The sequence below is a fragment of the Pseudomonas flexibilis genome (genome assembly GCF_000802425.1).
Lineage (GTDB): Bacteria > Pseudomonadota > Gammaproteobacteria > Pseudomonadales > Pseudomonadaceae > Serpens > Serpens flexibilis.
In genome coordinates this window covers 1-26339 of the sequence record NZ_JRUD01000033.1, presented here as the reverse complement: position 1 = coordinate 26339, position 26339 = coordinate 1, and the positions used below count along the sequence as shown (strand labels likewise).

General features: G+C 65.6%; 25 protein-coding genes and 1 pseudogene. 14 read left to right on the top strand and 12 right to left on the bottom strand.

Features of this window, described 5'->3' with window-relative positions:
- Nucleotides 1–35 precede the first annotated feature (35 nt).
- Nucleotides 36–497, bottom strand: coding sequence for a CopD family protein (locus SF06_RS17040; protein ID WP_039562790.1), 462 nt, complete (start codon nucleotides 495–497; stop codon nucleotides 36–38).
- A 91-nt stretch (nucleotides 498–588) separates the two neighbouring features.
- On the opposite strand from SF06_RS17040, the gene dinG reads away from it, so the two are divergent.
- From dinG to SF06_RS17005, 7 genes are all read left to right on the top strand, one after another.
- Nucleotides 589–2724 (top strand): ATP-dependent DNA helicase DinG, encoded by a 2136-nt coding sequence (gene dinG / locus SF06_RS17035; RefSeq protein WP_039562789.1) that lies wholly within the window; start codon nucleotides 589–591, stop codon nucleotides 2722–2724.
- A 120-nt stretch (nucleotides 2725–2844) separates the two neighbouring features.
- A complete protein-coding gene (gene ihfB / locus SF06_RS17030; RefSeq protein ID WP_027589399.1) occupies nucleotides 2845–3150 on the top strand; it encodes an integration host factor subunit beta in 306 nt (101 codons plus the stop codon).
- Nucleotides 3147–3386, top strand: coding sequence for a lipopolysaccharide assembly protein LapA domain-containing protein (locus SF06_RS17025; protein ID WP_039562788.1), 240 nt, complete (start codon nucleotides 3147–3149; stop codon nucleotides 3384–3386). Before ihfB ends, SF06_RS17025 begins: the two co-directional genes overlap by 4 nt.
- An 87-nt stretch (nucleotides 3387–3473) precedes the next feature.
- A complete protein-coding gene (locus tag SF06_RS17020) occupies nucleotides 3474–4526 on the top strand; it encodes an LPS O-antigen chain length determinant protein WzzB (protein ID WP_039562787.1) in 1053 nt (350 codons plus the stop codon).
- 117 nt (nucleotides 4527–4643) lie between these two features.
- Entirely contained in the window at nucleotides 4644–6125 is a 1482-nt protein-coding gene (gene gltX / locus SF06_RS17015) for a glutamate--tRNA ligase (RefSeq protein ID WP_039562786.1), read from the top strand.
- 75 nt (nucleotides 6126–6200) lie between these two features.
- Entirely contained in the window at nucleotides 6201–6725 is a 525-nt protein-coding gene (locus tag SF06_RS17010) for a DUF3087 domain-containing protein (RefSeq protein WP_039562784.1), read from the top strand.
- A gap of 141 nt (nucleotides 6726–6866) precedes the next feature.
- A complete protein-coding gene (locus SF06_RS17005; protein WP_039562794.1) occupies nucleotides 6867–7427 on the top strand; it encodes a lipid-binding SYLF domain-containing protein in 561 nt (186 codons plus the stop codon).
- Between the two features lie 14 nt (nucleotides 7428–7441).
- Here the strand turns inward: SF06_RS17005 and SF06_RS17000 are convergent, their stop codons facing one another.
- Complete coding sequence (locus SF06_RS17000; RefSeq protein ID WP_039562783.1) at nucleotides 7442–8404, bottom strand: MBL fold metallo-hydrolase; 963 nt, start codon at nucleotides 8402–8404, stop codon at nucleotides 7442–7444.
- Nucleotides 8405–8407: 3 nt separating this feature from the next.
- A complete protein-coding gene (locus SF06_RS16995; protein WP_039562781.1) occupies nucleotides 8408–8992 on the bottom strand; it encodes a nitroreductase family protein in 585 nt (194 codons plus the stop codon).
- A 130-nt stretch (nucleotides 8993–9122) separates the two neighbouring features.
- Between SF06_RS16995 and SF06_RS16990 the strand changes: the two genes are divergently transcribed.
- Complete coding sequence (locus SF06_RS16990; protein ID WP_039562780.1) at nucleotides 9123–9560, top strand: HIT family protein; 438 nt, start codon at nucleotides 9123–9125, stop codon at nucleotides 9558–9560.
- A gap of 148 nt (nucleotides 9561–9708) precedes the next feature.
- Here the strand turns inward: SF06_RS16990 and SF06_RS16985 are convergent, their stop codons facing one another.
- Both SF06_RS16985 and SF06_RS16980 read right to left on the bottom strand, forming a co-directional pair.
- Entirely contained in the window at nucleotides 9709–11148 is a 1440-nt protein-coding gene (locus tag SF06_RS16985; RefSeq protein ID WP_027589390.1) for a SulP family inorganic anion transporter, read from the bottom strand.
- Between the two features lie 111 nt (nucleotides 11149–11259).
- Nucleotides 11260–11895 (bottom strand): FMN-binding negative transcriptional regulator, encoded by a 636-nt coding sequence (locus SF06_RS16980; RefSeq protein WP_027589389.1) that lies wholly within the window; start codon nucleotides 11893–11895, stop codon nucleotides 11260–11262.
- 140 nt (nucleotides 11896–12035) lie between these two features.
- Here SF06_RS16980 and SF06_RS16975 point away from each other — a divergent pair, with 140 nt between their 5' ends.
- Nucleotides 12036–12623 (top strand): LysE family translocator, encoded by a 588-nt coding sequence (locus SF06_RS16975; protein ID WP_039562792.1) that lies wholly within the window; start codon nucleotides 12036–12038, stop codon nucleotides 12621–12623.
- Here SF06_RS16975 and SF06_RS16970 read toward each other — a convergent pair.
- Nucleotides 12605–13435 (bottom strand): AraC family transcriptional regulator, encoded by an 831-nt coding sequence (locus SF06_RS16970; RefSeq protein WP_039562779.1) that lies wholly within the window; start codon nucleotides 13433–13435, stop codon nucleotides 12605–12607. The genes SF06_RS16975 and SF06_RS16970 overlap by 19 nt on opposite strands.
- 158 nt (nucleotides 13436–13593) lie before the next feature.
- Between SF06_RS16970 and SF06_RS18145 the strand changes: the two genes are divergently transcribed.
- Nucleotides 13594–13752: a Mut7-C RNAse domain-containing protein gene (locus SF06_RS18145; protein WP_081993461.1), complete on the top strand. Its 159-nt coding sequence runs from the start codon at nucleotides 13594–13596 to the stop codon at nucleotides 13750–13752.
- On the opposite strand, the gene SF06_RS16965 is transcribed toward SF06_RS18145, so the two are convergent.
- Both SF06_RS16965 and SF06_RS16960 read right to left on the bottom strand, forming a co-directional pair.
- Nucleotides 13719–14090, bottom strand: a complete 372-nt coding sequence (locus SF06_RS16965; protein ID WP_027589386.1) for a DUF6746 family protein — start codon at nucleotides 14088–14090, stop codon at nucleotides 13719–13721. The two genes, SF06_RS18145 and SF06_RS16965, sit on opposite strands and share 34 nt — an antisense overlap.
- Nucleotides 14091–14392: 302 nt before the next feature.
- Nucleotides 14393–15583, bottom strand: a complete 1191-nt coding sequence (locus SF06_RS16960) for an amino acid aminotransferase (RefSeq protein ID WP_027589385.1) — start codon at nucleotides 15581–15583, stop codon at nucleotides 14393–14395.
- Nucleotides 15584–15768: 185 nt separating this feature from the next.
- Here SF06_RS16960 and uvrB point away from each other — a divergent pair, with 185 nt between their 5' ends.
- Nucleotides 15769–17787, top strand: a complete 2019-nt coding sequence (gene uvrB, locus SF06_RS16955; RefSeq protein ID WP_027589384.1) for an excinuclease ABC subunit UvrB — start codon at nucleotides 15769–15771, stop codon at nucleotides 17785–17787.
- 61 nt (nucleotides 17788–17848) lie between these two features.
- On the opposite strand, the gene leuA is transcribed toward uvrB, so the two are convergent.
- The gene (gene leuA, locus SF06_RS16950; RefSeq protein ID WP_039562778.1) at nucleotides 17849–19516 is read right to left on the bottom strand and encodes a 2-isopropylmalate synthase; all 1668 of its coding nucleotides are present in this window, start codon (nucleotides 19514–19516) and stop codon (nucleotides 17849–17851) included.
- 317 nt (nucleotides 19517–19833) lie between these two features.
- Between leuA and SF06_RS16945 the strand changes: the two genes are divergently transcribed.
- Both SF06_RS16945 and SF06_RS16940 read left to right on the top strand, forming a co-directional pair.
- Nucleotides 19834–20259: a DUF2946 family protein gene (locus tag SF06_RS16945; protein ID WP_052199863.1), complete on the top strand. Its 426-nt coding sequence runs from the start codon at nucleotides 19834–19836 to the stop codon at nucleotides 20257–20259.
- 57 nt (nucleotides 20260–20316) lie between these two features.
- Complete coding sequence (locus SF06_RS16940; RefSeq protein ID WP_039562775.1) at nucleotides 20317–22491, top strand: TonB-dependent copper receptor; 2175 nt, start codon at nucleotides 20317–20319, stop codon at nucleotides 22489–22491.
- Nucleotides 22492–22744: 253 nt separating this feature from the next.
- On the opposite strand, the gene SF06_RS16935 is transcribed toward SF06_RS16940, so the two are convergent.
- A complete protein-coding gene (locus SF06_RS16935) occupies nucleotides 22745–23152 on the bottom strand; it encodes a YbaN family protein (protein WP_039562774.1) in 408 nt (135 codons plus the stop codon).
- 4 nt (nucleotides 23153–23156) lie between these two features.
- Nucleotides 23157–23741, bottom strand: coding sequence for a UPF0149 family protein (locus tag SF06_RS16930; protein ID WP_039562773.1), 585 nt, complete (start codon nucleotides 23739–23741; stop codon nucleotides 23157–23159).
- A 153-nt stretch (nucleotides 23742–23894) separates the two neighbouring features.
- Here SF06_RS16930 and recQ point away from each other — a divergent pair, with 153 nt between their 5' ends.
- The gene (recQ, locus tag SF06_RS16925; RefSeq protein ID WP_039562771.1) at nucleotides 23895–26030 is read left to right on the top strand and encodes a DNA helicase RecQ; all 2136 of its coding nucleotides are present in this window, start codon (nucleotides 23895–23897) and stop codon (nucleotides 26028–26030) included.
- A gap of 52 nt (nucleotides 26031–26082) precedes the next feature.
- Here recQ and SF06_RS16920 read toward each other — a convergent pair.
- Nucleotides 26083–26339 (bottom strand): annotated as a pseudogene (locus tag SF06_RS16920) (IS110 family transposase); the annotation flags it as partial.

The following is a 26339-nucleotide window of genomic DNA, read 5'->3' as shown; positions in this document are numbered from 1 at the left end:
AACATAGAATCTCCCACAGGTTCGGTGCACTCCTCTTAGAACAACCGGGCTCCGGCGATCGCCGTGACCAGTAGCCCGATCGTCAGATTGATGCCCACCAGGCGGCGGATGCGGCCGAGCACCGCGCCGCCGGTCGGCCAGTCCTGCGCTTCCACCGCCTTGCGCAGCTGCGGCAGCTGCAACAGGCTGACGCGCAGGAAGAGGGCCAGCATTGCCAGGTACAACCCGAGCATCGCATGCACGTAGCCGGGTGCCGCATCGAAACCGGAAAAGCGCAGGTGCATCATGGCCAGGCCGCTGATCGGTAGCACCAGCACGGCCGCCCATACCCAGGCGAAGAAGCGCAAGAACACGTCGAGCCACAGGCGCAGGCGCTCCGGCGGCTGCAGCACGGCGACGGCCGCCGGGCGCAGGATCATCCAGGCGAAGAACATGCCGCCGACCCAGGCCAGCGCGGCCAGCAGGTGCAACACGTAGAGCAGGGTAAAGGTGGGCATCGGGTGATTCTCCGCTGTCAGGGCGTAGGGACTTTGGCCGGGGGCGGGTATCATAGCCACCCCGAAAAGTACTGAAAATATATACAGCGCGATGCTCAGCAGCGAACTCAAGTCCCAGATCCAGGGCGCCTACTCCCGCTTTCTCGACAGCAAGGGCCTCAAGGCCCGCTACGGCCAACGGCTGATGATCGCCGAGGTGGCTAAGGTGCTGGGCGCCATCAAGACGGATGACGAGGGTCGCCGCGACGGCGAGCCGGCGGTGGTAGCCATCGAGGCCGGCACCGGCACCGGCAAAACGGTGGCCTACAGCCTGGCCGCCATCCCCGCGGCCCGTGCCGCCGGCAAGCGGCTGGTGATCGCCACGGCCACGGTGGCGTTGCAGGAGCAGATCGTCCATAAGGACCTGCCGGATCTGATCCGCAACAGCGGCCTGAATTTCAGCTTCGCCCTGGCCAAGGGGCGCGGCCGCTACCTGTGCCTGTCACGGCTGGACCTGCTCATGCAGGAAGGTCAGGCGCAGAGCGCCACGGCCCAGTTGTTCGAGGAGGAGGGTTTCCGCCTCGACATCGACGAGGCCAGCCAGAAGCTCTACACGCAGATGATCGAGAAGCTGGCCGGCAACCGCTGGGACGGCGACCGCGACAGCTGGCCCCAGGAGCTGGAGGATGCCGTCTGGTCGCAATTGACCACCGATCACAGCCAGTGCACCGGGCGGCACTGCCCGAACTTCCAGCAGTGCAGCTTCTACCGCGCCCGCGAAGGCATGACCAAGGTGGACGTGATCGTCACCAACCACGACATGGTGCTCGCCGACCTGGCCCTCGGCGGCGGCGCGGTGTTGCCCGATCCGCGTGAAACCCTTTATGTGTTCGACGAGGGCCACCACCTGCCGGACAAGGCTATCGGCCACTTCGCCCATTTCAGCCGCCTGCGCTCCACCGCCGACTGGCTCGGCCAGGTGGAGAAGAACCTCACCAAGCTGCTGGCCCAGCATCCGTTGCCCGGCGAGTTGGGTCGCCTGATCGAAGGCGTGCCGGAGCTGGCGCGCGAGCTGCGCAGCCAGCAGCAGTTCATGTTCGCCGCCTGTGAGCAGGTGGCGGAATTTCAGACCGGCGAGGACGTGGAGGGGCGTGAGCGTCCCCGGCATCGTTTCCCGGGCGGCGTGGTGCCCGAGCACCTGCATGAGCTGGGCATCGAACTGAAGAAAGGCTTCTCACGGCTGACCGATGTCTTCACGCGCCTGAGCGAACTGCTCAAGGAGGCCATGGACGGCGATGCCGGCGCCGGTCTGGCCAGTCACCAGGCCGAGGAGTGGTATCCGCTGTTCGGCAGCCTGCTCAGCCGCGCCCAGTCCAACTGGGAACTGTGGACCGCCTTCACCGGCGAGGATCCCGAGGACAGCCCGCCGATGGCGCGCTGGCTGACCCTGGCCGAGAACCATGACATCGAGGTGAATGCCAGCCCGATCCTGGCCGCCGATACCCTGCGGCGCAACCTGTGGAACGTCGCCCATGGTGCGCTGGTAACCTCGGCGACCCTGACCGCGCTGAACAGTTTCGACCGGTTCCGCATGCGCGCCGGCCTGCCGCGCGCAGCGGTCACGGCGGTGGTGCCCAGCCCGTTCAAACATGCCGAGGCGGGCGTGCTGCGTGTTCCCGACCTGAAGGCCGATCCGCGTGACAGCGCCGCTCATACGGCGGCCATCGTGCGCGAGCTGCCGGGCCTGCTGGAGGGCGCGCGCGGCGCGCTGGTGCTGTTTTCCTCGCGCAAGCAGATGCAGGAGGTGTTCGACGGCGTCGAGCGCGACTGGCGCAGGCGTGTGCTGATCCAGGGCAACCTGTCCAAGCAGGAAACCCTCAACAAACACAAGGCGCGGGTCGATGATGGCGAGCCTAGCGTGCTGTTCGGCCTGGCCAGCTTCTCAGAGGGCGTCGATCTGCCGGGCGCCTATTGCGAACACGTGGTGATTGCCAAGATCCCCTTCGCAGTGCCGGACGACCCGGTTGAGGCGGCGCTGGCCGAATGGATCGAAGCACGCGGCGGCAATCCGTTCATGGAGATTGCCGTGCCCGATGCCGCGCTCAAGCTCGTGCAGGCCTGCGGCCGGCTGCTGCGCACCGAGCAGGACAGCGGCGTGATCAGCCTGCTGGACCGCCGCGTGGTGACCCAGCGCTACGGCAAGGCGATCCTCAATGCGTTGCCGCCTTTCCGGCGGCAAATCGACTGATTTTTCACGCTTTTCTTACCGGCTACCCCCTTCTCGGCGCGCGGGCTGTTCAAATTCTGCGCAGCGTGCTAAAACCCAACGGCAATGTTGGTCTAGCCGCTTGAAAAAGAAGGGAAAACCATGACCAAGTCGGAGTTGATCGAACGGATTGTCACGCACCAGGGGCAGCTGTCGTCGAAAGACGTCGAGCTGGCCATCAAGAGCATGCTGGAACAGATGTCGGAAGCCCTGGCGACCGGCGAGCGGATCGAGATCCGCGGCTTCGGCAGCTTCTCATTGCACTACCGCGAGCCCCGCGTAGGCCGCAACCCCAAGACCGGTCAGTCGGTCAACCTCGACGGCAAGTTCGTGCCGCATTTCAAGCCCGGCAAGGAACTTCGCGACCGCGTCAACGAGGACGCCGAAACGCTGGAAGACGGAGCATGAGGCTCGCCAAGCGAGCGCTGCTTGCGGCGTTACTGATCCTCGTTGCCCTTTTGGTTGTGTTGTTCGTACTCGACAACCTGCAGCCGGTGTCCGTGCTGTTACTCGGCTGGCAAAGCCCTGCGTTACCCATCGCCACACTGCTGATTCTGGCCTTCCTGGCCGGCGTGATTGTCGGACCGCTGTTGGCCGGGTTGGTTGTCAGGTGTTTGCGTCCAGCAGGGCGATCATCTCCATGAGCCTTGCTGGTTTTTTTGAACGTGATTGATTTGGCAGAATGCCGAAGTCGTGGCAGGATTACGCCTTTTATCCTTAGGGAAATCTAGATGCAAGACCATAGTTCGCCTGTACAGTCTTATCGTAACGATGATGAGATCGATCTGGCTGAGTTGGTTAAGGGGCTTTGGGCAGAAAAAATTCTTATTGCTGTATGTACTGTGCTGGTATTTGGTTGTGCAGCAATCTATGCCTTTTTAACTCAGCCTACATATGAAGCCAGGGCAATTCTGCTTCCGCCAAATATTTCGGATATCTCTGGTTATAATCTTGGGCGTGATGAAGAGAAGGGCCTAAAGCCATTTTCTGCTCAAGATGTTTATGACATTTTTACTCGCAGCTTGGCTTCAGAAACTCTTCGAAGAAGATTCTTCCATGAAGTATATCTTCCGTCAGTCGATAATGCGGAGATGTACGCGCAGGATCAGCTTTGGAAAAAACTGAACGAGCAACTAGCGATCAGGTCCCCCAATAAGCAACGACCTGAGTATTGGGAAGTGTACCTAACATCCACAGCCCCCGCTTTGGCGGCTGAATGGGTCAACTATCTCGTTGCGCAAGCTTCAGAAATGACCGAAGAGGCAATGCAGAGGAACGTTGCTGGAGAGATCTTTACCAAAGCCCAGGCGGTGGAGCGCCAAATTGAGGCGTTGCGTCACACAGCCAGGCAGCGGCGTGAAGATAGGATTGCTGCCCTTAAAGAGGCCTTGCGAATCGCTGATTCGGTGGGGCTGGAAAACGCTCAGGGCACCATGTGGCAGACCTTCTCCACAACCCAGAATTCCTCTATCACCGATGGAAGTCCCTTATATTTAAGGGGGGCGAAGGCAATCCGTGCAGAATTGGCTGTCCTGGAAAGTCGTGCCTCGGATGACCCTTTCATCCCAGAGTTGCGTTCTTTGCAGGAACGACTGGAGTTCCTGAAAGGGGTGGATGTTTCTCCCGAAAACGTCGCAGTTTTTACCTTGGATAGTCCAGCGTTGGTACCAGAAACGCCTATCAAGCCAAAGAAAGCACTGATTCTGGCTGTTGGGCTGGTGCTGGGCGGCATGCTGGGGATATTCATAGCCCTTGTTCGTCATATGCTGCGTAGTCGTCAGTAATTTTCCGAGAGCCGGCGTGGCTTGACCAGCCGGCGTCCTGAACGCCTTCCCGCTGGAGCCCGCGCCGCCCCGCCTGCTAACATCCCGCCCCGATGTTCCCCCCTTTCGAGAGTCGCCATGACCACCGTTCGTACCCGCATTGCGCCGTCGCCCACCGGCGATCCGCACGTCGGCACTGCCTACATCGCCCTGTTCAACCTCTGCTTTGCCCGTCAGCACGGCGGTCAGTTCATTCTGCGTATCGAGGACACCGACCAGGTGCGCTCGACCCGCGAATCCGAGCAGCAGATCTATGACGCACTGCGCTGGCTGGGCATCGAGTGGGACGAGGGCCCGGATGTCGGCGGTCCGCACGGTCCGTACCGGCAGAGCGAGCGGGGCGCGATCTACAAGCAATACTCGGACGAGCTGGTCGCCAAGGGCCACGCCTTCCCGTGCTTCTGCTCCGCCGAGCGCCTGGATGCGGTGCGCGCCGAGCAGATGGCCAGCAAGGAAACCCCGCGCTACGACGGTCATTGCATGCACATCGCGCCCGAGGAGGCGCAGCGTCGCGTCGCCGCCGGCGAGTCGCACGTAGTGCGCATGAAGGTGCCGAGCGAAGGCGTCTGCGTGGTCAAGGACATGCTGCGCGGCGAAGTGGAGATCGGCTGGGACCGCATCGACATGCAGGTGCTGATGAAGGCCGATGGCCTGCCCACCTACTTCCTGGCCAACGTGGTGGATGATCACCTGATGGGCATCACCCACGTGCTGCGCGGCGAGGAATGGCTGCCGTCCGCGCCCAAGCTGCTCAAGCTGTACGAGTACTTCGGCTGGGAAGCACCGGTGAACTGCTATATGCCGCTGCTGCGCAACCCGGACAAGAGCAAGCTCTCCAAGCGCAAGAACCCGACTTCGATCACCTTCTACCAGCGCATGGGCTTCCTGCCCCAGGCGATGCTCAACTACCTGGGCCGCATGGGCTGGTCGATGCCGGACGAGCGCGAGAAGTTCACCCTCGACGAAATGATCGCCCACTTCGACATCACCCGCGTGTCGCTGGGCGGGCCGATCTTCGACCTGGAGAAGCTCTCCTGGCTGAACGGTCAATGGCTGCGCGAGCTGCCGGTGGAGCGCTTCGCCGAGGAAGTACAGAAGTGGGCGTTCCACCCCGACTACCTGATGAAGATCGCCCCGCATGTGCAGGGCCGGGTGGAAACCTTCAGCCAGATCGCGCCGCTGGCCGCGTTCTTCTTCTCCGGCGGGCTGAACCTGGACGCGTCGCTGTTCGAGCACAAGAAACTGTCGCCCGAGCAGGTGCGCCAGGCCATGCAGCTGGTGCTATGGAAGCTCGAAGCCCTGCGCCAGTGGAGCAAGGACGGCATCACCGCGGTGATCCAGGCGGTGGCCGAGTCCATGGGCCTCAAGCTGCGCGACCTGATGCCGCTGATGTTCCCGGCCATCACCGGCCAGGCCAGCTCGGTATCGGTGCTCGACGCCATGGAAATCCTCGGTCCGGACCTGACTCGCTTCCGCCTGCGCCAGGCCATCGAACTGCTGGGTGGCGTGTCGAAGAAGGAGAACAAGGAGTGGGAGAAACTGCTGGCGGCCATCGCCTGATTCAGTGTTTCCTGTGATTCATGGGGGCCGGCATCGCTGGCCCTTTTCATTACTGCAGTACGGGAGTCGTCTCGCATGTTTGAAATCCAGCCCATGAGCCCGGAGCGTTACCGCAAGGAAACCCGCACCATCACCCTGGCCATCCTGGCCATCTTCGTGCTGCTGGCGCTGACCTCGGCCACCGTCGCTGTGAAACTGTTCGGCGAGCCGGGCGGCGACAACTTCCGCTGGAACCTGCTGGGTGTGCTGACCGGCCTGGCAGCGACCGTGGCCATTGTGCGCCTCAAGCTCTGGTCGACGCCCTGGATGGCGCCGGCGGTGTATGGCTGGCGGCTCAAGCGCAGCCTGATGCGCGTCACCAACCAGATGCACCAGGTCAAGGCCGGTGTGGAGACCGGAGATCCGGCGGCGATGAAGCTGCTGCGCTTCTACCACCTGGGTGCGACCCAGATGTTCCAGCTCGACGGCAACCTCACCGAGCTCAGCCAGATGGTGCGCGAGATCGACCAGCACCGCGAGGCCATGGAAGCGCAGGGGCTGGATATCGAGCAGAGTCGTCTCGATCCGAGTTGGTTGGAAGCGGTGAAGCGCTTCAAATAGATATTGAGCCGCCATGCGCCTCGTGCCCACTGGTCAGGCGGCCAGCGGGGCAACGGAATGGCTTCAAGGGTTTGGCTAGGCTCAGGCTACGGTGACCGGGGACTGACCCTCTCGTTGCTGTCGATGCTGGAGGCGCATGACATGGCCAGATTCTTGAAAAGCTTTCCCTCGCTGATGCTCGCGACCGCCTTGTTGGTCTTTGCGAGCCTGTTCAATCCCGCAAGTGCCGCAACTGCCGAGGAGTTGACCGCCGAAGCGCAGCTGGCGCTGAAGGCGCTTTATCGGACCCAGCCCTTTGCCGAAACCATTTCGCGCAATGCCGCGGCTGTTCTGGTCTTCCCGAAGATCGTCAAGGCCGGCCTGGTGTTCGGCGGCAGTTACGGCGAAGGCGTGCTGTTCCGAGACTCGAAAGCCGCTGGCTACTACAACTCCGTGGGTGGCTCCTGGGGATTGCAGGTCGGTGCGCAGTCATACGGCTATGCACTGTTCCTGATGACCGACAAGGCCGTGGATTACCTGCGTCAGACCAAGGGCTGGGAAATCGGCGTGGGGCCGACCGTGGTCGTGGTCGATGAGGGCGTGGCCAGGAACCTGTCGACCTCGACCCTGAAGGATGATGCCTATGCCTTCATCTTCGACCAGCAGGGGCTGATGGCGGGTCTCAGTATCGAGGGCACCAAGATCACGCCCATCAAGCCCTGAACGGCCTGCCCGCGCTAGCGCTCGACCCGCTGCAGCGCGCCCTCCTTGCTCAGGTGCAGGCGCAGGAAGTCGTCAGCCAGGAACAGGGTTCCCGGATAGCGCGCCTTGGCTTCGTCGTGCAGCTCGTCGATGCAGGCGCCGCGCCCAGGCGCCTGCTGATAGCGGGCACTGAAGTGGGTGAGCACCAGGTTCGGCAATCCGGCCTCCTGCGCAAACGCGGCCACCGCCGCGGCGGTGCTGTGACCGAAACTGCCGCGCGCGTCGTTGACGGCGGCCTCGGTGAAGGTTGCCTCGTGCACCAGCACCTGGGCGCCTCGGCAGGCGTCCGCCAGCAGGGCGGGCGTGTCGTTGTCGCCGCCGACCACGATGACGCGTGGCGGCCGGCCGGGCAGCAGGTAGTCCTCGCTGCGCAATCGGCGTCCCTCGTGCTCGGCGTCGAAGCCCCGCGCCAGCTGGCCCCACAACGGACCCCGGGGAATCGCTTCGCGCTCCAGGCGCGCGATATCCAGTGTCGTATCCGGCCGTGCCTCCTCGAACCGATAGGCGAAGCTGGGGCTACGGTGGGACAGTGCGGTGCGGCGCACGCGCATTTGCGGCGTGCGCCATTCCTGCAAGGTTTCGACCGCGTGGAAGACCAGCGGGTAGGGCAGATGCGTCTGGCTCATGGCGAGCGTGGCGAGCAGCCAGTCCTCGATGCCCTGCGGCGCGATGATCTCCAGCGGCGCCTGGCGACCCTGCAGCGCCGCGCTGGCCAGCAGCCCGGGCAGGCCGAAGCAGTGATCGCCGTGCACGTGAGTGATGAAGATGGCGCGCAGCGCCGACAGCGACAGCGGCGTGCGCAGCACCTGGTGTTGGGTGGCCTCGCCGCAATCGATCAGGTACCAGCCCTTGCCATTCCCCTCCAGCAGCCCGAGCCCGCTGACATTGCGCGCCCGGGTCGGCGTGCCGGAGGAGGTGCCGAGAAACAGCAGGTCCATGGTTCAGCCCAGCGGACCTTCGAAGGTCCACTGCTCCTGGGGATGGCGATCGCTGGCCTTCTCGCGGGCCTGCAGCGCTTCCGGCAGCTGCGCCGCGTCACCCTGGTAGCCGATGGCAATGAAGGCGTTGATCGCCAGGTTGTCCGGCACTCGCAGGTAATCCCGCGCGCGCACGTTGTCGAAGCCGCCCATGGCATGGGTGACCAGCCCCATGGACCGGGCCTGCAGCGCCAGGCTCATCCAGGCGGCGCCGGCGTCGAAGGCATGGCTGGCGAAGGGCTTTTCGGTGCCGTCGCCGCCCACATAGGTGGTGGTGGACAGCAGCGCCACCAGCGCGCCGGCGTGCTTCGCCCAGACCTGGTTGCCCTCGGCCAGCAGATCCACGAAGCGCTCGAACAGCGGCGTGCCCTTGAGTGCATAGCAGAAGCGCCACGGCTGCACGTTCATCGCCGACGGTGCCCAGCGCGCCGCTTCGAACAGCGCGCTCAGCTGCTCCCGGCAAAGCGCCTGGCCGGTGAAGGCGCGGGGCGACCAGCGGCCGGGGAAGCTGGCATCGACGGGATGCTGTGGCTGTCGGGTATTGCTCATGCCGTACTCCTGGCAATGGGAAAGGGACGATTAACGCAAAAAGTCCGGGCGGTGCCAACGTTGTGGTGCGTGCCTGAGCGCGCGCAAGCCGGTATCTTTCCGCCACTGACAACCGCTCAAGGAGAGCCCGATGAGCCTGCACGGCGACTACGACGCCCAGAACATCTTCGCCAAGATCATTCGCGGCGAAGCCCCCTGCTACAAGCTGTACGAGGACGAGTATGTGCTGGCGTTCCTCGACCTGTTCCCGCAGTCCCGTGGCCACGCGCTGGTCATTCCGAAGCAGGCGGCGGCGCGCAACCTGCTGGACATCGACGCGGACAGCCTGGGCAGGCTGGCCCTGGCCACCCAGAAGGTGGCGCGCGCGGTGGCCGAGGAGCTGGAGCCGGCCGGCATCCAGATTGCTCAGTTCAACGGCGCCCCGGCCGGGCAGACGGTGTTCCACATCCACTTCCACATCGTGCCCCGCTACGAAGGTCAGGGCCTGGGCGTGCATGCGGCGCAGAAGGGTGACGAAGCCGATCTGAAGGTTCTGCAGGAACGCCTGGCCAAGCGCCTGGCGGGCTGAGGTTAACGCCACCTCCGCTTTCCTGGCCGCCGTTAGTCCGGCGGGGGCCCCATGGTGGACAAGGAAAACGTTGTCCACCCTACGAGGCCGGCACGAACGAAGGGCGGCCAGCGTTTTCTGGCCGCCGCCAGGTGGCCCGTGATGGCCCTCAGGCCTGTCCGGCGCGGCGCAGCAGCTGCTTGCAGCGCTCCGACAGGTGCACCACCCGCAGCTGCTTGCCGGTCCGTGCATAGCGGTCGCGCAGCACCTTGAGCGCCTCGATCGCCGAATAGTCGACGAACGACAGGTGCTTGCAGTCCAGGGTGACCTGCTGCGGATCATTGGTCGGGTCGAACAGCTCCAGGAAGCGGGTCGTCGAAGCGAAGAACAGCGTGCCGTGGGGCAGGTAGAGTCGGCTGCCGTCGGCCTGGTCGTGGCTGTCCGCGTACAGCTCGCGCCCCTGCTGCCAGGCGAAGTTCAGCGCGGCGATGATGATGCCGCACAGCACCGCCATCGCCAGGTCGGTGAACACCGTGATGAGGGTCACCGCGACGATCACCAGCGCATCGTTGCGCGGCACGCGGTTCATCACCCGCAGCGAGGCCCAGGCGAAGGTCTGCTGCGCCACCACGAACATCACGCCCACCAGCGCCGCCAGCGGGATCTGCTCGATCAGCGGCGACAGGAACAGCACATACAGCAGGATCATCACCCCGGCCACCACGCCCGACAGGCGCCCGCGCCCGCCGGAGCCCAGGTTGATCATGGTCTGGCCGATCATTGCGCAACCGCCCATGCCGCCGCACAGCCCTGAGGTGAGGTTCGCCGCGCCCAGCGCCACGCATTCGCGGTTGGTATGCCCGCGACTCTGGGTGATCTCGTCGGTGAGGTTGAGGGTCAGCAGGGTTTCCAGCAGGCCGACCAGTCCCATCAGCACGGCATACGGCGCGATGATGCGCAGCGTGTCCAGGGTCCATGGGACGTCGGGCAGGGCAATGCTCGGCAGGCCCCCGGCCATCGGCGCCATGTCGCCGAGGGTATGGGTCGGCAAGGCGAAGAACCAGGTCGCCGCGCCCAGGCCGAGGATCGCCGCCAGGGCCGAGGGAATGGCGCGGGTCAGGCGCGGCAGCAGATAGACGATCAGCATGGTGGCCGCGATCAGCCCCAGCATCCAGTACAGGCTCGGGCCGCTCATCCACTGGCCATCCACCTTCAGGTGTTCGAGCTGCGCCAGCGCAATGACGATCGCCAGGCCGTTCACGAAGCCGAGCATCACCGGGTGCGGCACCATGCGGATCAGCTTGCCGAGCCGCAGCACGCCGAACAGCACCATCAGCAGTCCGCTCAGCAATACCGTGGCCAGCAGATACTGGGCGCCATGCTCGACCACCAGGGCGATGATCACCACCGCCATCGAGCCGGCCGCCCCGGACACCATGCCCGGCCGACCGCCGAACAGTGCGGTGATCGTGCATATGATGAAGGCGCCATACAGGCCCATCAGCGGATTGAGCTGGGCCACCAGGGCGAAGGCGATGCACTCGGGCACCAGGGCGAACGAGGTGGTCAGTCCGGCCAGTACATCGGCGCGGAGCCGGGTGAGTTTCATGAGGTACCTGAAAGCAGTTGGCGCAGCCAGAGACGGCCGCAGGCAGAGCGGGAACGGCGCGGATGGTAAAGGAAGCGGAGCAGGGTGCCTAGTTCGCGTGAGGGGTAACGGTCACTCGCCCAAGGTGTTCAGCATCCGGGTGGCCAACGCCTCCTGGCCGTGCTGACGGAGCTGCTCGGCGGCACCCTTGAGATCACGGGACTCACGGTTCTGGCTGAGCTTGGCCTTGCCTTCCAGCCGGACGATCTCGATTTCCAGTCCGACGATGGCGGCCAGCATCTGGTCGATGTAGGCCGGGCTGGAATCGGTCATCTTCCAGGGCTTTTCCTGCTCCAGGCGCGCCTCATGGGTGCGAGTCAGGCGGGCCACCACGCCGCGCACGAAACGGGCGTCGTCGCGGATGCGCAGACGGCCGTGGGCATGCACCACGCGGTAATTCCAGGTCGGCACCAGCCGGTGGGTTTCCTGTTTGCTCGGATACCAGTTGGGCGAGATATAGGCGTCCTCCGCCCGGAAGATCACCAGCACCTCGGCGCCATCGGCAACCTCCTGCCAAATGGGATTGGCGCGCGCCACGTGGGCCAGCAGACGGTCGGGCCGGTCGGCTTCGACCAGCAACTCGAAGGGCAGGTGATTGGCATCCAGCCCGGCCGCGCCATGTGTCACAAGGATGCCCAGCGGGTACTGGCGGATCAGGTCATGGAGTTCATCGAGCCGCTGCTCGGCAAAATGTGCGGGGACGTACATGGCGGGCTCCTGGGCGGCGACGGCTGAAACTGGCAGATCAGCCGGGCCAAGAACAAGCCCCGCCTGACAATTTTGTTCAAGACCCACCACGGTGCGGTCCTTAACCTGCGCCGTCTATCGCAACCAAGAGGACGCACGTGGTGGAACTGTACTTGTCCATGGCCGCCTTTGCCCTGGCGGCGTCGATCACTCCCGGACCGGTTAATCTGGTCGCGCTGGGCAGTGGCGCACGCTTCGGGTGGCGGCCCAGTTTGTGGCACGTCAGCGGCGCAAGCGTCGGATTTGCCGTGCTGTTGCTGCTGATCGGCCTGGGGCTGCACACAATGCTGGAGCGCCTGCCGGTGTTGTTGGTGTTCATCCGCTTCGCCGGGGTGGCCTTCTTCCTGTACATGGCCTGGCAGCTGGCGGCGGATGATGGCGTGCTGTCCCCGGAGGCGGAGGGCCGGCGGCCGGGCTTCTGGGCGGGAGCGCTGATGCAGTGGCTCAACCCCAAGGCCTGGCTGGCCTCGCTGGCCAGCATGGGGCTGTTCGCAACGGAGGGGGGCGTGGGCCGGATCTGGGCCTTCACGCTGTTGTACTTCCTGATCTGTTACCTGTCCGTTGCCAGTTGGGCCTGGGCCGGCAGTCGTCTGGGACGTCACCTGCGGCAGCCGGAGCGCATGCGGCGCTTCAATCGACTGTTGGCGCTTTTGCTGGTGGTCAGCGCCGGCTACTTGTTGATGGATTGAGCGGCGCGGTACTGACCGGGGGTTGCCGCCAGATGTTTCTTGAAGGCCCGCTGAAAATGCGCCTGATCGGCAAAGCCGGCGCTCAGTGCCGCATCGGCCAGGCTCAGGCCTTGGCGTAGCAAGTGCTGGCCGTGCTGGACGCGCCGGTTGATCAGGTAGGCATGCGGAGTCAGGCCGTAGTGCCGGCGGAAATCCCGGATCAGCTGGGAGGGGGACAGGCCGGCAGCCGTGCAGAGGGTGTCCAGGCTCAATGCCGAAGTGCCCTGCGTCGCGATGAGCGCAGCGGCTTGCTCGCATTGCCCCGACCGCTCGATCGCCGGACAGGTAGCCTGCGTCAATAGCAGGCGCGTGAAGAATGCCTCGGTAGCCGCCGCCTTGGCCTGCGCGGAAACCTGAGCATCCAGCAGGCGGGCGTGGAGCTGGAGGAGTGCGTCATAGAGCGCCGGATCGTCCAGGTGGATGGCCGCCAGCGGCTGGAAGGTGCCGTCTTCGCACAGCCCCAGCGCGCGTTGCCGTTCGCCCAGCCAGGCGGCCTCCACGTACAGCATCAGATAGGCCCAGGGTTGCCCGGCGATGGGATTGCAGGCATGCACCACCTGGGGGTTCATCAGCACCAGGCTGCCGGCGCCGATCCGCATCCGGACGTCGCCATTGCGGTAATGACAACCCCCGGCGGTGATGGCGCCAATCGAGAAGCACGCATGGGCATGGGCGGCATAGCAGACCTGGCGGCCATCGCCTACCGAGCGCGCCTCGATGAAGGGCAGTCGGTCATCGCGCCAGAAACGCGGGCGGGTTTCGTCATGGAGCATGGTGTCATTCGTCCTGAGGCGGCGGTGCAGCAGCGCTGGCTGCGGTCATTGGGAGATACCCTAGCAAGCGGGCGTGCCATGGTCAGCGCCCTCACGATCACGGGTGAGCACGATCCGCTCCTGCTCCGCCGCCAGCTGGGCGATTTCGTCGTCACCGCCTGCCACCCGGGGTGCGGCGCCGCTACACGGCGTTCTGGTACTGCGTGCACTGCCGGCGGGTGTACTGGAAGGGCTCGCACTGGCGCAACATGTGCCGGTTGCTGGAACCGCTGCTGCGGCGCGCTCAGCGCGCCAGCGGGCGCACGCCGTCCAGATAGGCGCGGCCCTGGCGCTGCACGGTGGCGGGGTCGTTGCGTTCCGAGGCGATGTGCACGGCTTCCAGGTTCTCGGCGATCTGCTTGAGGTCCTGGTCGATCCGGCGCAGGGCATTCTCCAGCGTGTAGCTGAGCAGGTGAACTTCGTCCAGTTGTTGCGACGTCATTGGCTGGGCGATCAGCGCTTCCAGCTTCTGGTTGTGGCTGACCAGATTGTTCACCGCCTCGGCCAGCGTATCGGCGGGCAGGCCCTTGGCATGGGCCATGCGTTCGCTGGCCAGCGCGCCGGCGGACAGGCAGGTGGCGAGGGTGAAGACGAGGGTGCGGGCGATTGCGTTCATGGTGGAGCCTCGGATGGGAAGTGTGCGTATACGCTAATCCGATGCAAATGCGAACGCATTGCATTAAATCAAGAAAAGTGAAAATCCACCCGTAGGGCGGTCAGCGTTTTTCTATCCGCCAGGAGGCGACGCCAAAGCTCGTCCGGGCGACCTTGGGTCGCCTTGGTGGACAAGAACAATGTTTTCCACCCTACAAGGGTTTTGGCGCCGGCCGCAGCCAGAAGCTCGCGGCTGAAGCCCCTCCTACAGGGGCGAGGGCAATGCCTCGTTGTGGTGGGAGGGGCTTTAGCCGCAATGCACCGTTAGATCACGGCCTTGATGGCTTGTACGACGCGGCCGATGTTGCCCTGGTTGAGGGCGGCCACGCAGATGCGGCCGGTGCCGACGGCGTAGATGCCGAACTCGGTCTTCAGGCGCTCCACCTGCTCGGGCGAGAGGCCCGAATAGGAGAACATGCCGCGCTGCTGGGCGACGAAGCCGAAGTCGCGGCCGCTGTCGGCCAGGCCCTGCACCATGGCCTGGCGCATGGCGCGGATGCGCTCGCGCATCTCGGTCAGCTCGGCTTCCCAGAGGGCGCGCAGCTCGGGGCTGTTCAGCACGTTGCCGACCACGGTGGCGCCGTGGGTCGGCGGGTTGGAGTAGTTGGTGCGGATCACGCGCTTGACCTGCGACAGCACGCGCGTGGCTTCTTCCTTCGAGCCGGTGACGATGGACAGCGCGCCGACACGCTCACCGTACAGGGAGAACGACTTGGAGAAGGAGCTGGAGACGAAGAACTGCAGGCCGGAGTCGGCGAACAGGCGCACCGCTTCGGCGTCCTGGTCGATGCCGTCGCCGAAGCCCTGATAGGCGATGTCCAGGAAGGGCACGTGCTCGCGCTCGCGCAGTACCTCCAGCACGGCCTTCCAGTCGGCCAGAGTCAGGTCCACGCCGGTCGGGTTGTGGCAGCAGGCGTGCAGCACGATGATCGAGCGGGCCGGCAGGGCCTTCAGGTCGGCCAGCATGCCGGCGCGGTCCACGCCCTGGGTGGCGGCGTCGTAGTAGCGGTAGTTCTGCACCGGGAAGCCGGCGGATTCGAACAGCGCGCGGTGGTTTTCCCAGCTCGGGTTGCTGATCGCCACGGTGGCGTCGGGCAGCAGGCGCTTGAGGAAGTCGGCGCCGGTCTTCAGCGCGCCGGTGCCGCCCAGCGACTGGGTGGTCACCACGCGGCCGTCGGCCAGCAGGGCGGAGTCGGCGCCGAACAGCAGCTTTTGCACGGCGCTGTCATAGCTGGCCAGGCCTTCGATCGGCAGGTAGCCACGCGGCGCGCTGGCGGCCAGGCGGGCTTTTTCGGCTTCGGCAACGGCCTTGAGCAGCGGAATTCGGCCTTCTTCGTTGTAGTACACCCCCACGCCCAGGTTGATCTTGGTGGTGCGGGTATCGGCATTGAACGCTTCGTTGAGGCCCAGGATGGGGTCGCGCGGTGCCATTTCTACTGCGGAGAACAAACTCATGGTGACGGAGCTCGAAGAAGGAGGGTGGGGGCCATGCAATCGCCCTGGGCCGGAGGCGCTAGGGTGCTGCGCAAACGGGGCGGTATTATGGCCACAATTTTTCCCAGCCGCGATATCCCGCAGGCGCTTTTGCCGCATCGTCGAAGACCGACGGCCTGCCGGCTGGCGCGTCATTCGAGGTGCCCATGTCCGAGTCCCTGTTCACCCTGGAAACCCGCTACACGCCCGCCGGCGACCAGCCGGAGGCCATCCGCCGGATGGTCGAGGGCCTGGAGGCCGGGTTGTCCCATCAGACCCTGCTCGGCGTGACCGGTTCGGGCAAGACCTTCAGCATCGCCAACGTCATCGCCCAGGTGCAGCGTCCGACCATGGTGCTGGCGCCGAACAAGACCCTGGCCGCGCAGCTGTACGGCGAGTTCAAGGCGTTCTTCCCGCATAACGCGGTGGAGTACTTCGTTTCCTATTACGACTACTACCAGCCGGAAGCCTATGTGCCGTCCTCCGACACCTACATCGAGAAGGACGCCTCGATCAATGACCACATCGAGCAGATGCGCCTGTCGGCCACCAAGGCGCTGATCCAGCGGCGCGACGCCATCATCGTCACCACCGTGTCCTGCATCTACGGCCTGGGCAGTCCGGAAACCTACCTGAAGATGGTGCTGCACGTGGACCGCGGCGACCGCCTGGACCAGCGCGAGCTGCTGCGCCGACTCACCGAGCTGCAGTACACGCGCAACGAGATGGACTTCGCCCGCGCCACCTTCCGGGTGCGCGGCGACGTGGTGGACATCTTCCCGGCGGAATCCGAGCTGGAGGCGGTGCGCATCGAGCTGTTCGACGATGAGGTGGAGAGCATCGCCGCCTTCGACCCGCTGACCGGCGAGGTGATCCGCAAGCTGCCGCGCTTCACCTTCTTCCCCAAGACCCACTACGCCACGCCGCGCGAGACGCTGCTGGAGGCTGTCGAGCACATCAAGGTGGAGCTCAGGGATCGTCTCGACTACCTGCAGGGCAAGGGCAAGCTGGTGGAAGCGCAGCGCCTGGAGCAGCGCACCCGCTTCGACCTGGAAATGATCATGGAGCTGGGCTACTGCAACGGCATCGAGAACTACTCGCGCTACCTGTCCGGGCGCGGCCCGGGCGAGCCGCCGCCGACGCTGTTCGACTACCTGCCGGCCGATGCGCTGCTGGTGATCGACGAATCCCACGTCTCGGTGCCGCAGGTCGGCGCCATGTACAAGGGCGACCGCTCGCGCAAGGAAACCCTGGTGGAGTACGGCTTCCGCCTGCCGTCGGCGCTGGACAACCGCCCGCTGCGCTTCGACGAGTGGGAAGCCATCTGCCCGCAGACCATCTTCGTCTCCGCCACGCCCGGGCCCTACGAGGCCGAGCATGCCGGCCGGGTCATCGAGCAGGTGGTGCGTCCCACCGGCCTGGTCGACCCGGAGGTGGAAGTGCGCCCGGCCAGCACCCAGGTGGACGACCTGCTGTCGGAGATCAACAAGCGCGTGGCGGTCGACCAACGCGTGCTGGTCACCACGCTGACCAAGCGCATGGCCGAGGACCTCACCGACTACCTGGCCGACCACAACGTGCGGGTGCGCTACCTGCACTCGGACATCGACACCGTCGAGCGGGTGGAGATCATCCGCGACCTGCGTACCGGCGCCTTCGACGTGCTGGTGGGCATCAACCTGCTGCGCGAGGGCCTGGACATGCCCGAGGTGTCGCTGGTGGCGATCCTCGACGCCGACAAGGAAGGCTTCCTGCGTTCCGAGCGCTCGCTGATCCAGACCATCGGCCGCGCCGCGCGCAACCTGCACGGCAAGGCGATCCTCTATGCCGACAACATCACCGGCTCCATGCAGCGCGCCATCGACGAAACCGAGCGGCGGCGCAACAAGCAGCTGGCCTTCAACGAGGCGCACGGCATCGTCCCGCAGGGCATCAAGAAGGACATCCGCGACATCCTCGAAGGCGCCGTGGTCCCCGGCGCGCGCAGCGGCAAGCGCAAGGCGCTCAAGGCTGCCGAGGAAGAGGCCCGCTACGACGCCGGCCTGCGCTCGCCGAGCGAGATCAACAAGCGCATCCGCCAGCTGGAGGAGAAGATGATGCAACTGGCCCGCGACCTGGAGTTCGAAGCGGCGGCACAGGTACGTGACGAGATCCAGGCGCTAAGGCAGCGGTTGTTGCAGGTGTAAGGGGGGGCACCGTGCGGCGTAGGGTAGTCAACGCATCGCGTTGACTACCCTTGGCGGAGGGTTACTTGCCTTCCGCCTGCGCCAGTGCACGGTTCAGGGCGCTGAACAGGGCGCGCAGGCTGGCGGTGGTCAGGTTGCCGTCGACACCCATGCCGTGCAGCGGACGGCCGCCCGGCAGGCGCACCTCGATGTAGGCGGCGGCCTTGGCCTGGCTGCCGGCGCCGATGGCGTGCTCGCTGTAGTCCATCACCTCAAGGCGCACCGGCAGGGCGGCGACCAGCGCTTCCAGCGGGCCGTTGCCGGTACCGATCCAGCGGTGGGTGGCGCCACTGGCTTCGCCGACTTCCACTTCCACCTGGCTGATGCCGTTCTCTTCCTGCAGGCGATGGTTCTTCAGGCTGTAGGGGGCGGCGGCCTTGAGGTATTCCTGTTCGAGCAGCTCGTGGATCTGCTGGGCGGTCATTTCCAGGCCCAGGCGATCCATTTCCTTTTGCACCACCTGGCTGAACTCGATCTGCATGCGGCGGGGCAGGCTGATGCCGTACTCCTGTTCCAGGAGATAGGTGATGCCACCCTTGCCGGACTGGCTGTTCACGCGGATCACCGCCTCGTAGTCACGGCCGATGTCGGCCGGGTCGATCGGCAGGTACGGCACTTCCCATACCGCATCGGCCTTCTGCTGGGCGAAGCCCTTGCGAATGGCGTCCTGGTGGGAGCCGGAGAAGGCGGTGTGCACCAGGTCGCCCACATAGGGATGGCGCGGATGCACCGGCAGCTGGTTGCATTCCTCGACCACCTTGCGCACGGCGTCGATGTCGGAGAAGTCCAGTTGCGGATCGACGCCCTGGGTGTACATGTTCAGCGCCACAGTCACCAGGTCGACGTTGCCGGTGCGCTCGCCGTTGCCGAACAGGCAGCCTTCCACGCGGTCGGCGCCGGCCATCAGGCCCAGCTCGGTGGCGGCCACGCCGGTGCCGCGGTCGTTGTGGGTATGCAGGCTGACCAGCACGCTGTCGCGCTTGTCGATATGGCGGCAGAAGAATTCGATCTGGTCGGCGTAGATGTTCGGGGTCGCCGCCTCGATGGTAGCCGGCAGGTTGAGGATCAGCTTCTTGGTCGGGGTCGGCTGGAACACCTCAATCACCGCGTTGCACACCTCCACCGCGAACTCGGTCTCGGTGGAGCTGAACACTTCCGGCGAGTACTCGAAGCGCCAGTCGGTCTCCGGGTTGGCGTCGGCCAGGCCCTTGATGATTCGGCCCGCTTCGATGGCGATCTGCTTGACGCCGGCCTTGTCCTGCTTGAAGACGATCTTGCGGAAGCTGGGTGCGGTGGCGTTGTAGTAGTGGACGATGGCCTGCTTGGCGCCCTTGAGCGATTCGAAGGTGCGCTCGATCAGGTCCTGACGGGCCTGGGTGAGTACCTGGATGGTCACGTCGTCCGGAATGTGGCCGCCTTCGATCAGCTCACGCACGAAGTCGAAATCGGTCTGCGAGGCGGACGGGAAGCCCACTTCGATCTCCTTCAGGCCCACGGCGACCAGGGTCTTGAAGAAGCGCATCTTCTTCTTGGCGTCCATCGGCTCGATCAGCGACTGGTTGCCGTCGCGCAGGTCGGAGCTCAGCCAGATCGGTGCACGGTCGATCACCTTGCTCGGCCAGGTACGGTCGGGGAGGTTGATCTGCGGGAACGGGCGGTATTTCTGCGAAGGATCTTTGAGCATGGTCATGGCTTTTCTCTGCATCGGCGGCCGGCCTGCGCGGCGCGGACGGGAATCATCGGAAGCGGAATGTGCGCAAAGCTAGTGCTTGCGTAGCAGTCGATGCAAGCATTGTTTGAAAATTGATGTTTTCATCCAGAACACAATTACAAAGCGCAATTTAATTGCGCAAAACCGCCAGTCCAGCGAGCCGCTTGCGGCGCTGTGTCGCACTGGTCAACCTTGCCACGCGTTGTAACCATCCTCGCAAAGCCCCGAGTACAGGCCTATCCGTGAGAAGCAGGCAGCACACAACGAACGTCGGAATCTGGCTTGGCCTGTTCGCCATGCTGATGATTCACGTCGGCCCGTTGTTCTCGGCCCTGCAGGCCCTGCAGAGCGCCGCTCCGCAGCCGCCGACCCTTGCGGTTGCCATGCATGCCGGCCATGGGGTCGACTCGCACGCCCAGCACGCCCAGCACGCCCAGCACGCCCAGCACGCCCAGCACGCCAGCCACGCCGCTTCCGAGCAGGCTGGCGGCCATGGCATGCATCACCGTTCGACGCCCGGCGAACCGGCCTGGCTGGCCGCGCTGGAAATGTGCGGCTATTGCGAGCTGCTGACCCTCAATCCGCCGCTTAGCCTGTCCCTGCAACTGGTGCTGCCCGAGCACCGGCCCACCTTCGCGCTGCCGCTGCCGGATGCCCCCCAGCCGGCGGCGCCGCGCCGCAGCAGCGGCCACCCGCGCGCACCTCCCGTCCTGCACAGCTGATCGAGCAGTCGAGCCGCACCGGCGGCTTGTCCGAATCCTCTGTGAGAGACCCCTTTTATGACTCGTAACATCCGTTACGCGGCCTCTGCGCGCGTGCGCACCGCGTTTACCTTCAATGTGCACCGCATGCGCTGGAAGCTGGCCCACGCCGCTTTGCTGGCCGGACTGAGCGGCGGCGCCCTGGCCGCCGACCATTCCCAGCACGAGCTGGCGCCCACCGTCATCACCGGCGTGGCACCGGTCGCCAGCGTGACCGTGGTCACCGATCCGAAGATCCCGCGCCAGCCGGTGCCGGCCAGCGACGCCGGCGACTACCTGCAGACCATTCCCGGCTTCTCCGCCCTACGTGGCGGCGGCTCCAACGCCGACCCGGTGTTCCGCGGCATGTTCGGCTCGCGCCTGAACCTGCTGAGCAACGGCGGCGTGATGCTTGGCGCTTGCCCGAGCCGCATGGACTCGCCGAGCTCCTACATCACCCCGCAGAACTTCGACAGCCTCACGGTGATCAAGGGCCCGCAGACCGTGCTCTGGGGGCCGGGCGCCTCGGCGGCGACCATCCTCTTCGAGCGCGAGCCGGAGAACTTCACCGAGCTGGGCGGGCGTGTCGACGCCAGCCTGCTGGCCGGCTCGGAAGGGCGCTTCGACAGCGCCATCGATGCCGCCACCGGCAGCAGTCAGGGCTACCTGCGCCTGCTGGCCAACCACTCCACCTCCAACGACTACCAGGACGGCAACGGCGATGACGTGCATTCCCAGTGGGAGAAGTGGAGCAGCGACCTGGTGCTCGGCTGGACACCCACCGCCGACACCCTGGTCGAACTGACCGTCGGCACCGGCGACGGCGAAGCCGCCTACGCCGGGCGCGGCATGGACGGCACCCAGTTCGAGCGGCAGAGCCTGGCGCTGCGCGTGGCGCAGGAGAACCTCGGCGAGGTGCTGCAGAAGGTCGAGGCGCGGGTTTATTACAACTACGCCGACCATGTGATGGACAACTACACGCTGCGCGATCCGGACCCGGCCGCCGCCATGGCGATGATGCGCAACCCGGCGGCCACTAACGTCGACCGTCGCACCCTGGGCGGGCGTCTGGCCGGCACCTGGCAGTGGAACGCCTACGAACTGGTGGCCGGTGTGGACGCGCAGACCAACGAGCATCGCAAGCGCGCGTCGACCTTCAACATGATGACCCAGGTCTATACCGACTACGACGAATTCGGCTGGACCAAGGACGCCGAATTCAGCCAGTACGGGCTGTTCGGCGAGCTGACTCGGGAGCTGAGCGAACGGCAGAAGCTGATCAGTGGTGTGCGCATCGACCGGGCACAGGCTACCGATGAGCGCCTGATGTTCAACAGCCACCACCCAACGGCCACTGATCCGGTTACCGGTAAGCCGATCAGCATGAACTGGGCCAACCCCAGTGCCGGCGAGACGCGGCGCGACACGCTGTACAGCGGGTTCCTGCGTTACGAGCATGGCCTGGCGAGCCTGCCGGCCACCGCCTACTTCGGTCTGGGCCACAGTCAGCGCTTCCCGGATTACTGGGAGCTGTTCTCGGCCAGCCCCGGTCCGGTGGGCAGCATCCAGGCGTTCGAGACGGTCGAGCCGGAGAAGACCACCCAGCTGGACGTTGGCATCCAGTATGCCAAGGGTCCGTTGGAAGCCTGGGCGTCGGCCTATGTCGGACAGGTGAACGACTACATCATGTTCAACTATGTACCCGGCATGATGCCTGGCATGACGCGTTCGATCGCCACCAACATCGACGCCCGCATCGCCGGCGCCGAGCTCGGCGGCAGCTACCAGCTGACCGACAACTGGAAGGCCGATGCCAGCCTGGCCTACGCCTGGGGCGAGAACACCAGCGACGAGCGCGCCATGCCGCAGATTCCGCCACTGGAGGCGCGCTTCGGTCTCGGCTACGAGCGCGGCAGCTGGAGCGCGGCCGGCCTGTGGCGCGTGGTGGCGGCGCAGACGCGCGTCGCCGAAAACCAGGGCAACGTCACCAGCAAGGACTTCGACGACAGCACCGGCTTCGGCGTTCTGTCGCTCAACGCGGCCTACCGCGTGAGCAAGAACTTCAAGCTCAGCGCCGGCGTCGACAACCTGCTGGACAAGGCCTACAGCGAGCACCTCAACCAGGCCGGCAATGCCGGTGTCGGCATGTCCGCCAGTGAACGCATCAACGAGCCGGGCCGCAGCCTCTGGGCCCGCATGGATGTGAGTTTCTAAATCGAGGGAGGGGAGTGCAACGCTCCCCGATCGCGGGTTGGCGCTGGGCATGGAGCTCGGGCGCCGGCTCGAGGGCTGGCCTCAGGGACGAGGCAATGGGCAGTCCGACCGTCGGCGCTCGCGCCTCGTGCGCAGCGCCAACCCGCGCTCTCGTGAAGCCATCAGCAAAGCCAAGGCCCGCACCGGCCTGTAGGAGCGAATTCATTCGCGAGCTCTTGGGTATGGCCTGTACGAGCGCCTGCCGGCCCCTTCGCTACCGCCTGACCACCAGCGTCTTCTGCCGCAGGATGTAGATGCTCACCAGCGTGGCACTGGTCAGCATGCCGACGCGCGCCCAGAACAGCGGCACCAGCCAGCAAGCGAAGCCGATGCTCGTCCACATCAGCAGCAGGGTGTAGACCTTGCCCTTGAGCGGGATGCCCTGGCCTTCCAGGTAGTCGCGAATCCACGGGCCGAGGCGCGGGTGGCCGACCAGCCAGGCGTAGAAGCGCGGCGAACTGCGCGCGAAGCAGGCGGCGGCCAGCAGGAGGAAGGGTGTGGTGGGCAGCACCGGCAGGAAGATGCCGATCACGCCGAGAACGACGCTCAGCCAGCCCACCGACAGCAGCGTGTAGCGCAGCCAGAGCGGCAGCGCACGCGGCAATTGGTGGGGCTCGCGCATGGCCTCAGTGGCGCGGCTTGAGCAGCGAGGGCTTCTCTTCCGGGGCCTGGAACAGCAGGTACAGCGCGGTGAGCACTTCCGGGATCTGCTCGATCATGCTGTCGACCAGCTCGCGGTCGGCGGCGATCTCGTCGAACTCGGGCTGCTCCTCGAACAGGCCGGAGCCGACCATGATCGGCAACAGCAGCTCGCTGACTTCATCCTCGGCGTTCTCGAACCAGGCGGCTTCGCGCAGGAACACGCCTTCCATGAAACCGATGCACCAGCCGCGCAGGTCGGACAGGTCCGGCTCCTCGCCCAGGTCCAGGTCGCAGGGCAGCTCCATGTCCTCGTCGCTGGCCAGTTGCTGGGCGATGCGCGCCTTCAGCTGCGCCAGACCGCCCTCGATGTCCTGGCGCTGGGCCTCGTCGCGGTAGTGCGGCGGCTCGGCGAACAGCGCGTCGATCCACTCGCGCTCGGGCACCGCCTCGGGGCTGACGCAGAGCGCCGTCAGATAGCCATGGGCGGCCACGTAGTCCAGCGCTTCCTCATGCAGGTCATCGGCATCAAGAAAGTCTTGCAGACGGGTCAACTGTTCGGCGAACGACATACGGGCACTACCTTGGCGGATGGATAGCGTCGAATTCTAGTCCAGTGGGCAGGCCAGGGCTACCGACAGCGGCTGGCTGAGCCGATCCGTCGCGGCCGGCGCACCGCCCGGCGACGGCTCGCGTATACTTCGCGGCCTGTTTCGGAGACCGGCATGCTCGACCAAGCCCAACGCATCCTCAAAGACGTATTCGGTTACGACGCCTTCCGTGGCAATCAGGCCGCCATCATCGAGCAGGTGGCCGGCGGTGGCGACGCCCTGGTGCTGATGCCCACCGGCGGCGGCAAATCGCTCTGCTACCAGGTGCCGGCGTTGCTGCGCGAGGGCGTGGCGGTGGTGGTCTCGCCGCTGATCGCGCTGATGGACGACCAGGTGGCCACCCTCAACGAGCTGGGCGTGGCGGCCGTGGCGCTCAACTCCACCCTGAGCGCCGACGAGCAGCGCGAGATCGCCGACCGCCTGCGCCGCCACGAGATCAAGGCGTTGTACCTGGCGCCGGAGCGGCTGGTGCAGCCGCGCATGCTGGCCTTCCTGCAGCGCCTGCCGATCGCCCTGTTCGCCATCGACGAGGCGCACTGCGTGTCCCAGTGGGGGCACGACTTCCGCCCGGAGTACCTGCAGCTGGGCCAGTTGGACGAGCTGTTCCCCGAGGTGCCGCGCATCGCCCTGACCGCCACGGCGGACAAGCGCACCCGCGAGGAGATCGTCCAGCGCCTGAAGCTGGAGAACGCCGAGCGTTTCCTGTCCAGCTTCGACCGCCCCAACATCTTCTACCGCATCGTGCCCAAGGACCAGCCGCGCAAGCAGTTGCTCGGCTTTCTGGCCGAGCGCCGGGGCGACGCGGGCATCGTCTACTGCCTGTCGCGCAAGAAGGTCGACGAGACGGCGGCCTTCCTCACCGAGCAGGGCTTCCCGGCCCTGCCGTACCACGCCGGCCTGCCCAGCGACCTGCGCGCCCACCACCAGAAGCGCTTCCTCAACGAGGAGGGGTTGATCATGGTGGCGACCATCGCCTTCGGCATGGGCATCGACAAGCCCAACGTGCGCTTCGTGGCGCACCTGGACCTGCCCAAGAGCCTGGAGGCCTACTACCAGGAAACCGGCCGCGCCGGCCGCGACGGCCTGCCGGCGGACGCCTGGATGGCCTACGGCCTGCAGGACGTGATCTTCCTCAAGCAGATGCTCAGCAACTCCGAGGGCGACGAGCAGCACAAGCGTGTCGAGCAGCACAAGCTGGAGGCCATGCTGGCGCTGTGCGAGGAAACCCGCTGCCGCCGCCAGGCGCTGCTGGCCTACTTCGACGAGGACCTGCCGCAGCCCTGCGGGCATTGCGACAACTGCGTGGACGGCGTGCAGACCTGGGACGTGACCGAACCGGCGCGTCAGGCCCTGTCGACCATCTACCGCAGCGGCCAGCGCTACGGCGTCGGCCATCTGGTCGACATCCTGCTCGGGCGCGACAACGACAAGATCCGCCAGTTCGGCCATCAGCACCTGACGGTGTACGGCGTCGGCAAGGCGCTGTCGGAAGGCGACTGGCGCACGCTGTTCCGCCAACTGGTGGCGCGCGGCCTGGCCGACGTGGACCTGGACGCCTTCGGCGGCCTACGCCTGACCGACAAGTGCCGCCCGTTGCTGCGCGGCGAGGTGACCCTGGAACTGCGCCGCGAGCTGATCGGCAAGCCGCCCCGGCAGAGCGGCGGGCCGAGCCCGGCCAGCCAATTGGTGCGCGCCGAGGAGCGCAATACCTGGGAGGCCCTGCGTACCCTGCGCCGCAAGCTGGCCGAGGAGCACGGCGTGCCGCCCTACGTCATCTTCCCGGACGCCACCCTGCTGGAAATGCTGCGCAGCCAGCCGCGCACCCTGGCCGAGATGGGGCGGGTCAGCGGCGTTGGTGCGCGCAAACTGGAGCGCTACGGCGAGGCGTTCCTCGAAGTGCTCGGCGGCGGCGCCCAGGGCGAGGCGCCGCGGGTGGTCACCGACCTGCGCCACGAGCTGATCAGCCTGGCCCGCGCCGGCATGACCCCGGCGCAGATCGCCAGCCAGCTCAACTGCACCGAAAAGAACGTCTACAGCCTGCTCGCCGAAGCCATCGGCAACCAGCAGCTGTCGCTGGACCAGGCCCTGGACCTGCCCGAGGAACTGATGATGGAAGTGCAGGACGCCTTCCTCGACGGCGAAGGCGAACTGCCGCCGGTGGGCGAGATCGCCGAACAGTTCAAGGGGCGTGTGCCGGTCGGCGTGCTGCACTGCGTGCGCGCGGCGCTGCAGAGCGAGTTCGAGCTTTGAGCGGTTGACCACCCTACGTGCTGCGGGGCTTGGGTAGATACCGTCTTGCTCCCTACCGCGCAAGCGCCAGTTTTGGGTCGAAGGGCTGGCCGGATTTGAGTACTCCATAGGCGATGTGCAGCAGCTTGCGCATCGCCGCGCAGACGATCTGTTTGCCGCGCTTGCCACGGCTCCTCAGGCGCTCCGCCAGGGCCTTGATGGCGGGGTTGTGCTGCATGGCCGAGATGGCCGGCATGTACAGCCGGCTACGCTGGCAACACCAACCGGTCGTGGAGGTGGCGCAAGGTCGTTCATTGAGCCCAGCTTGTT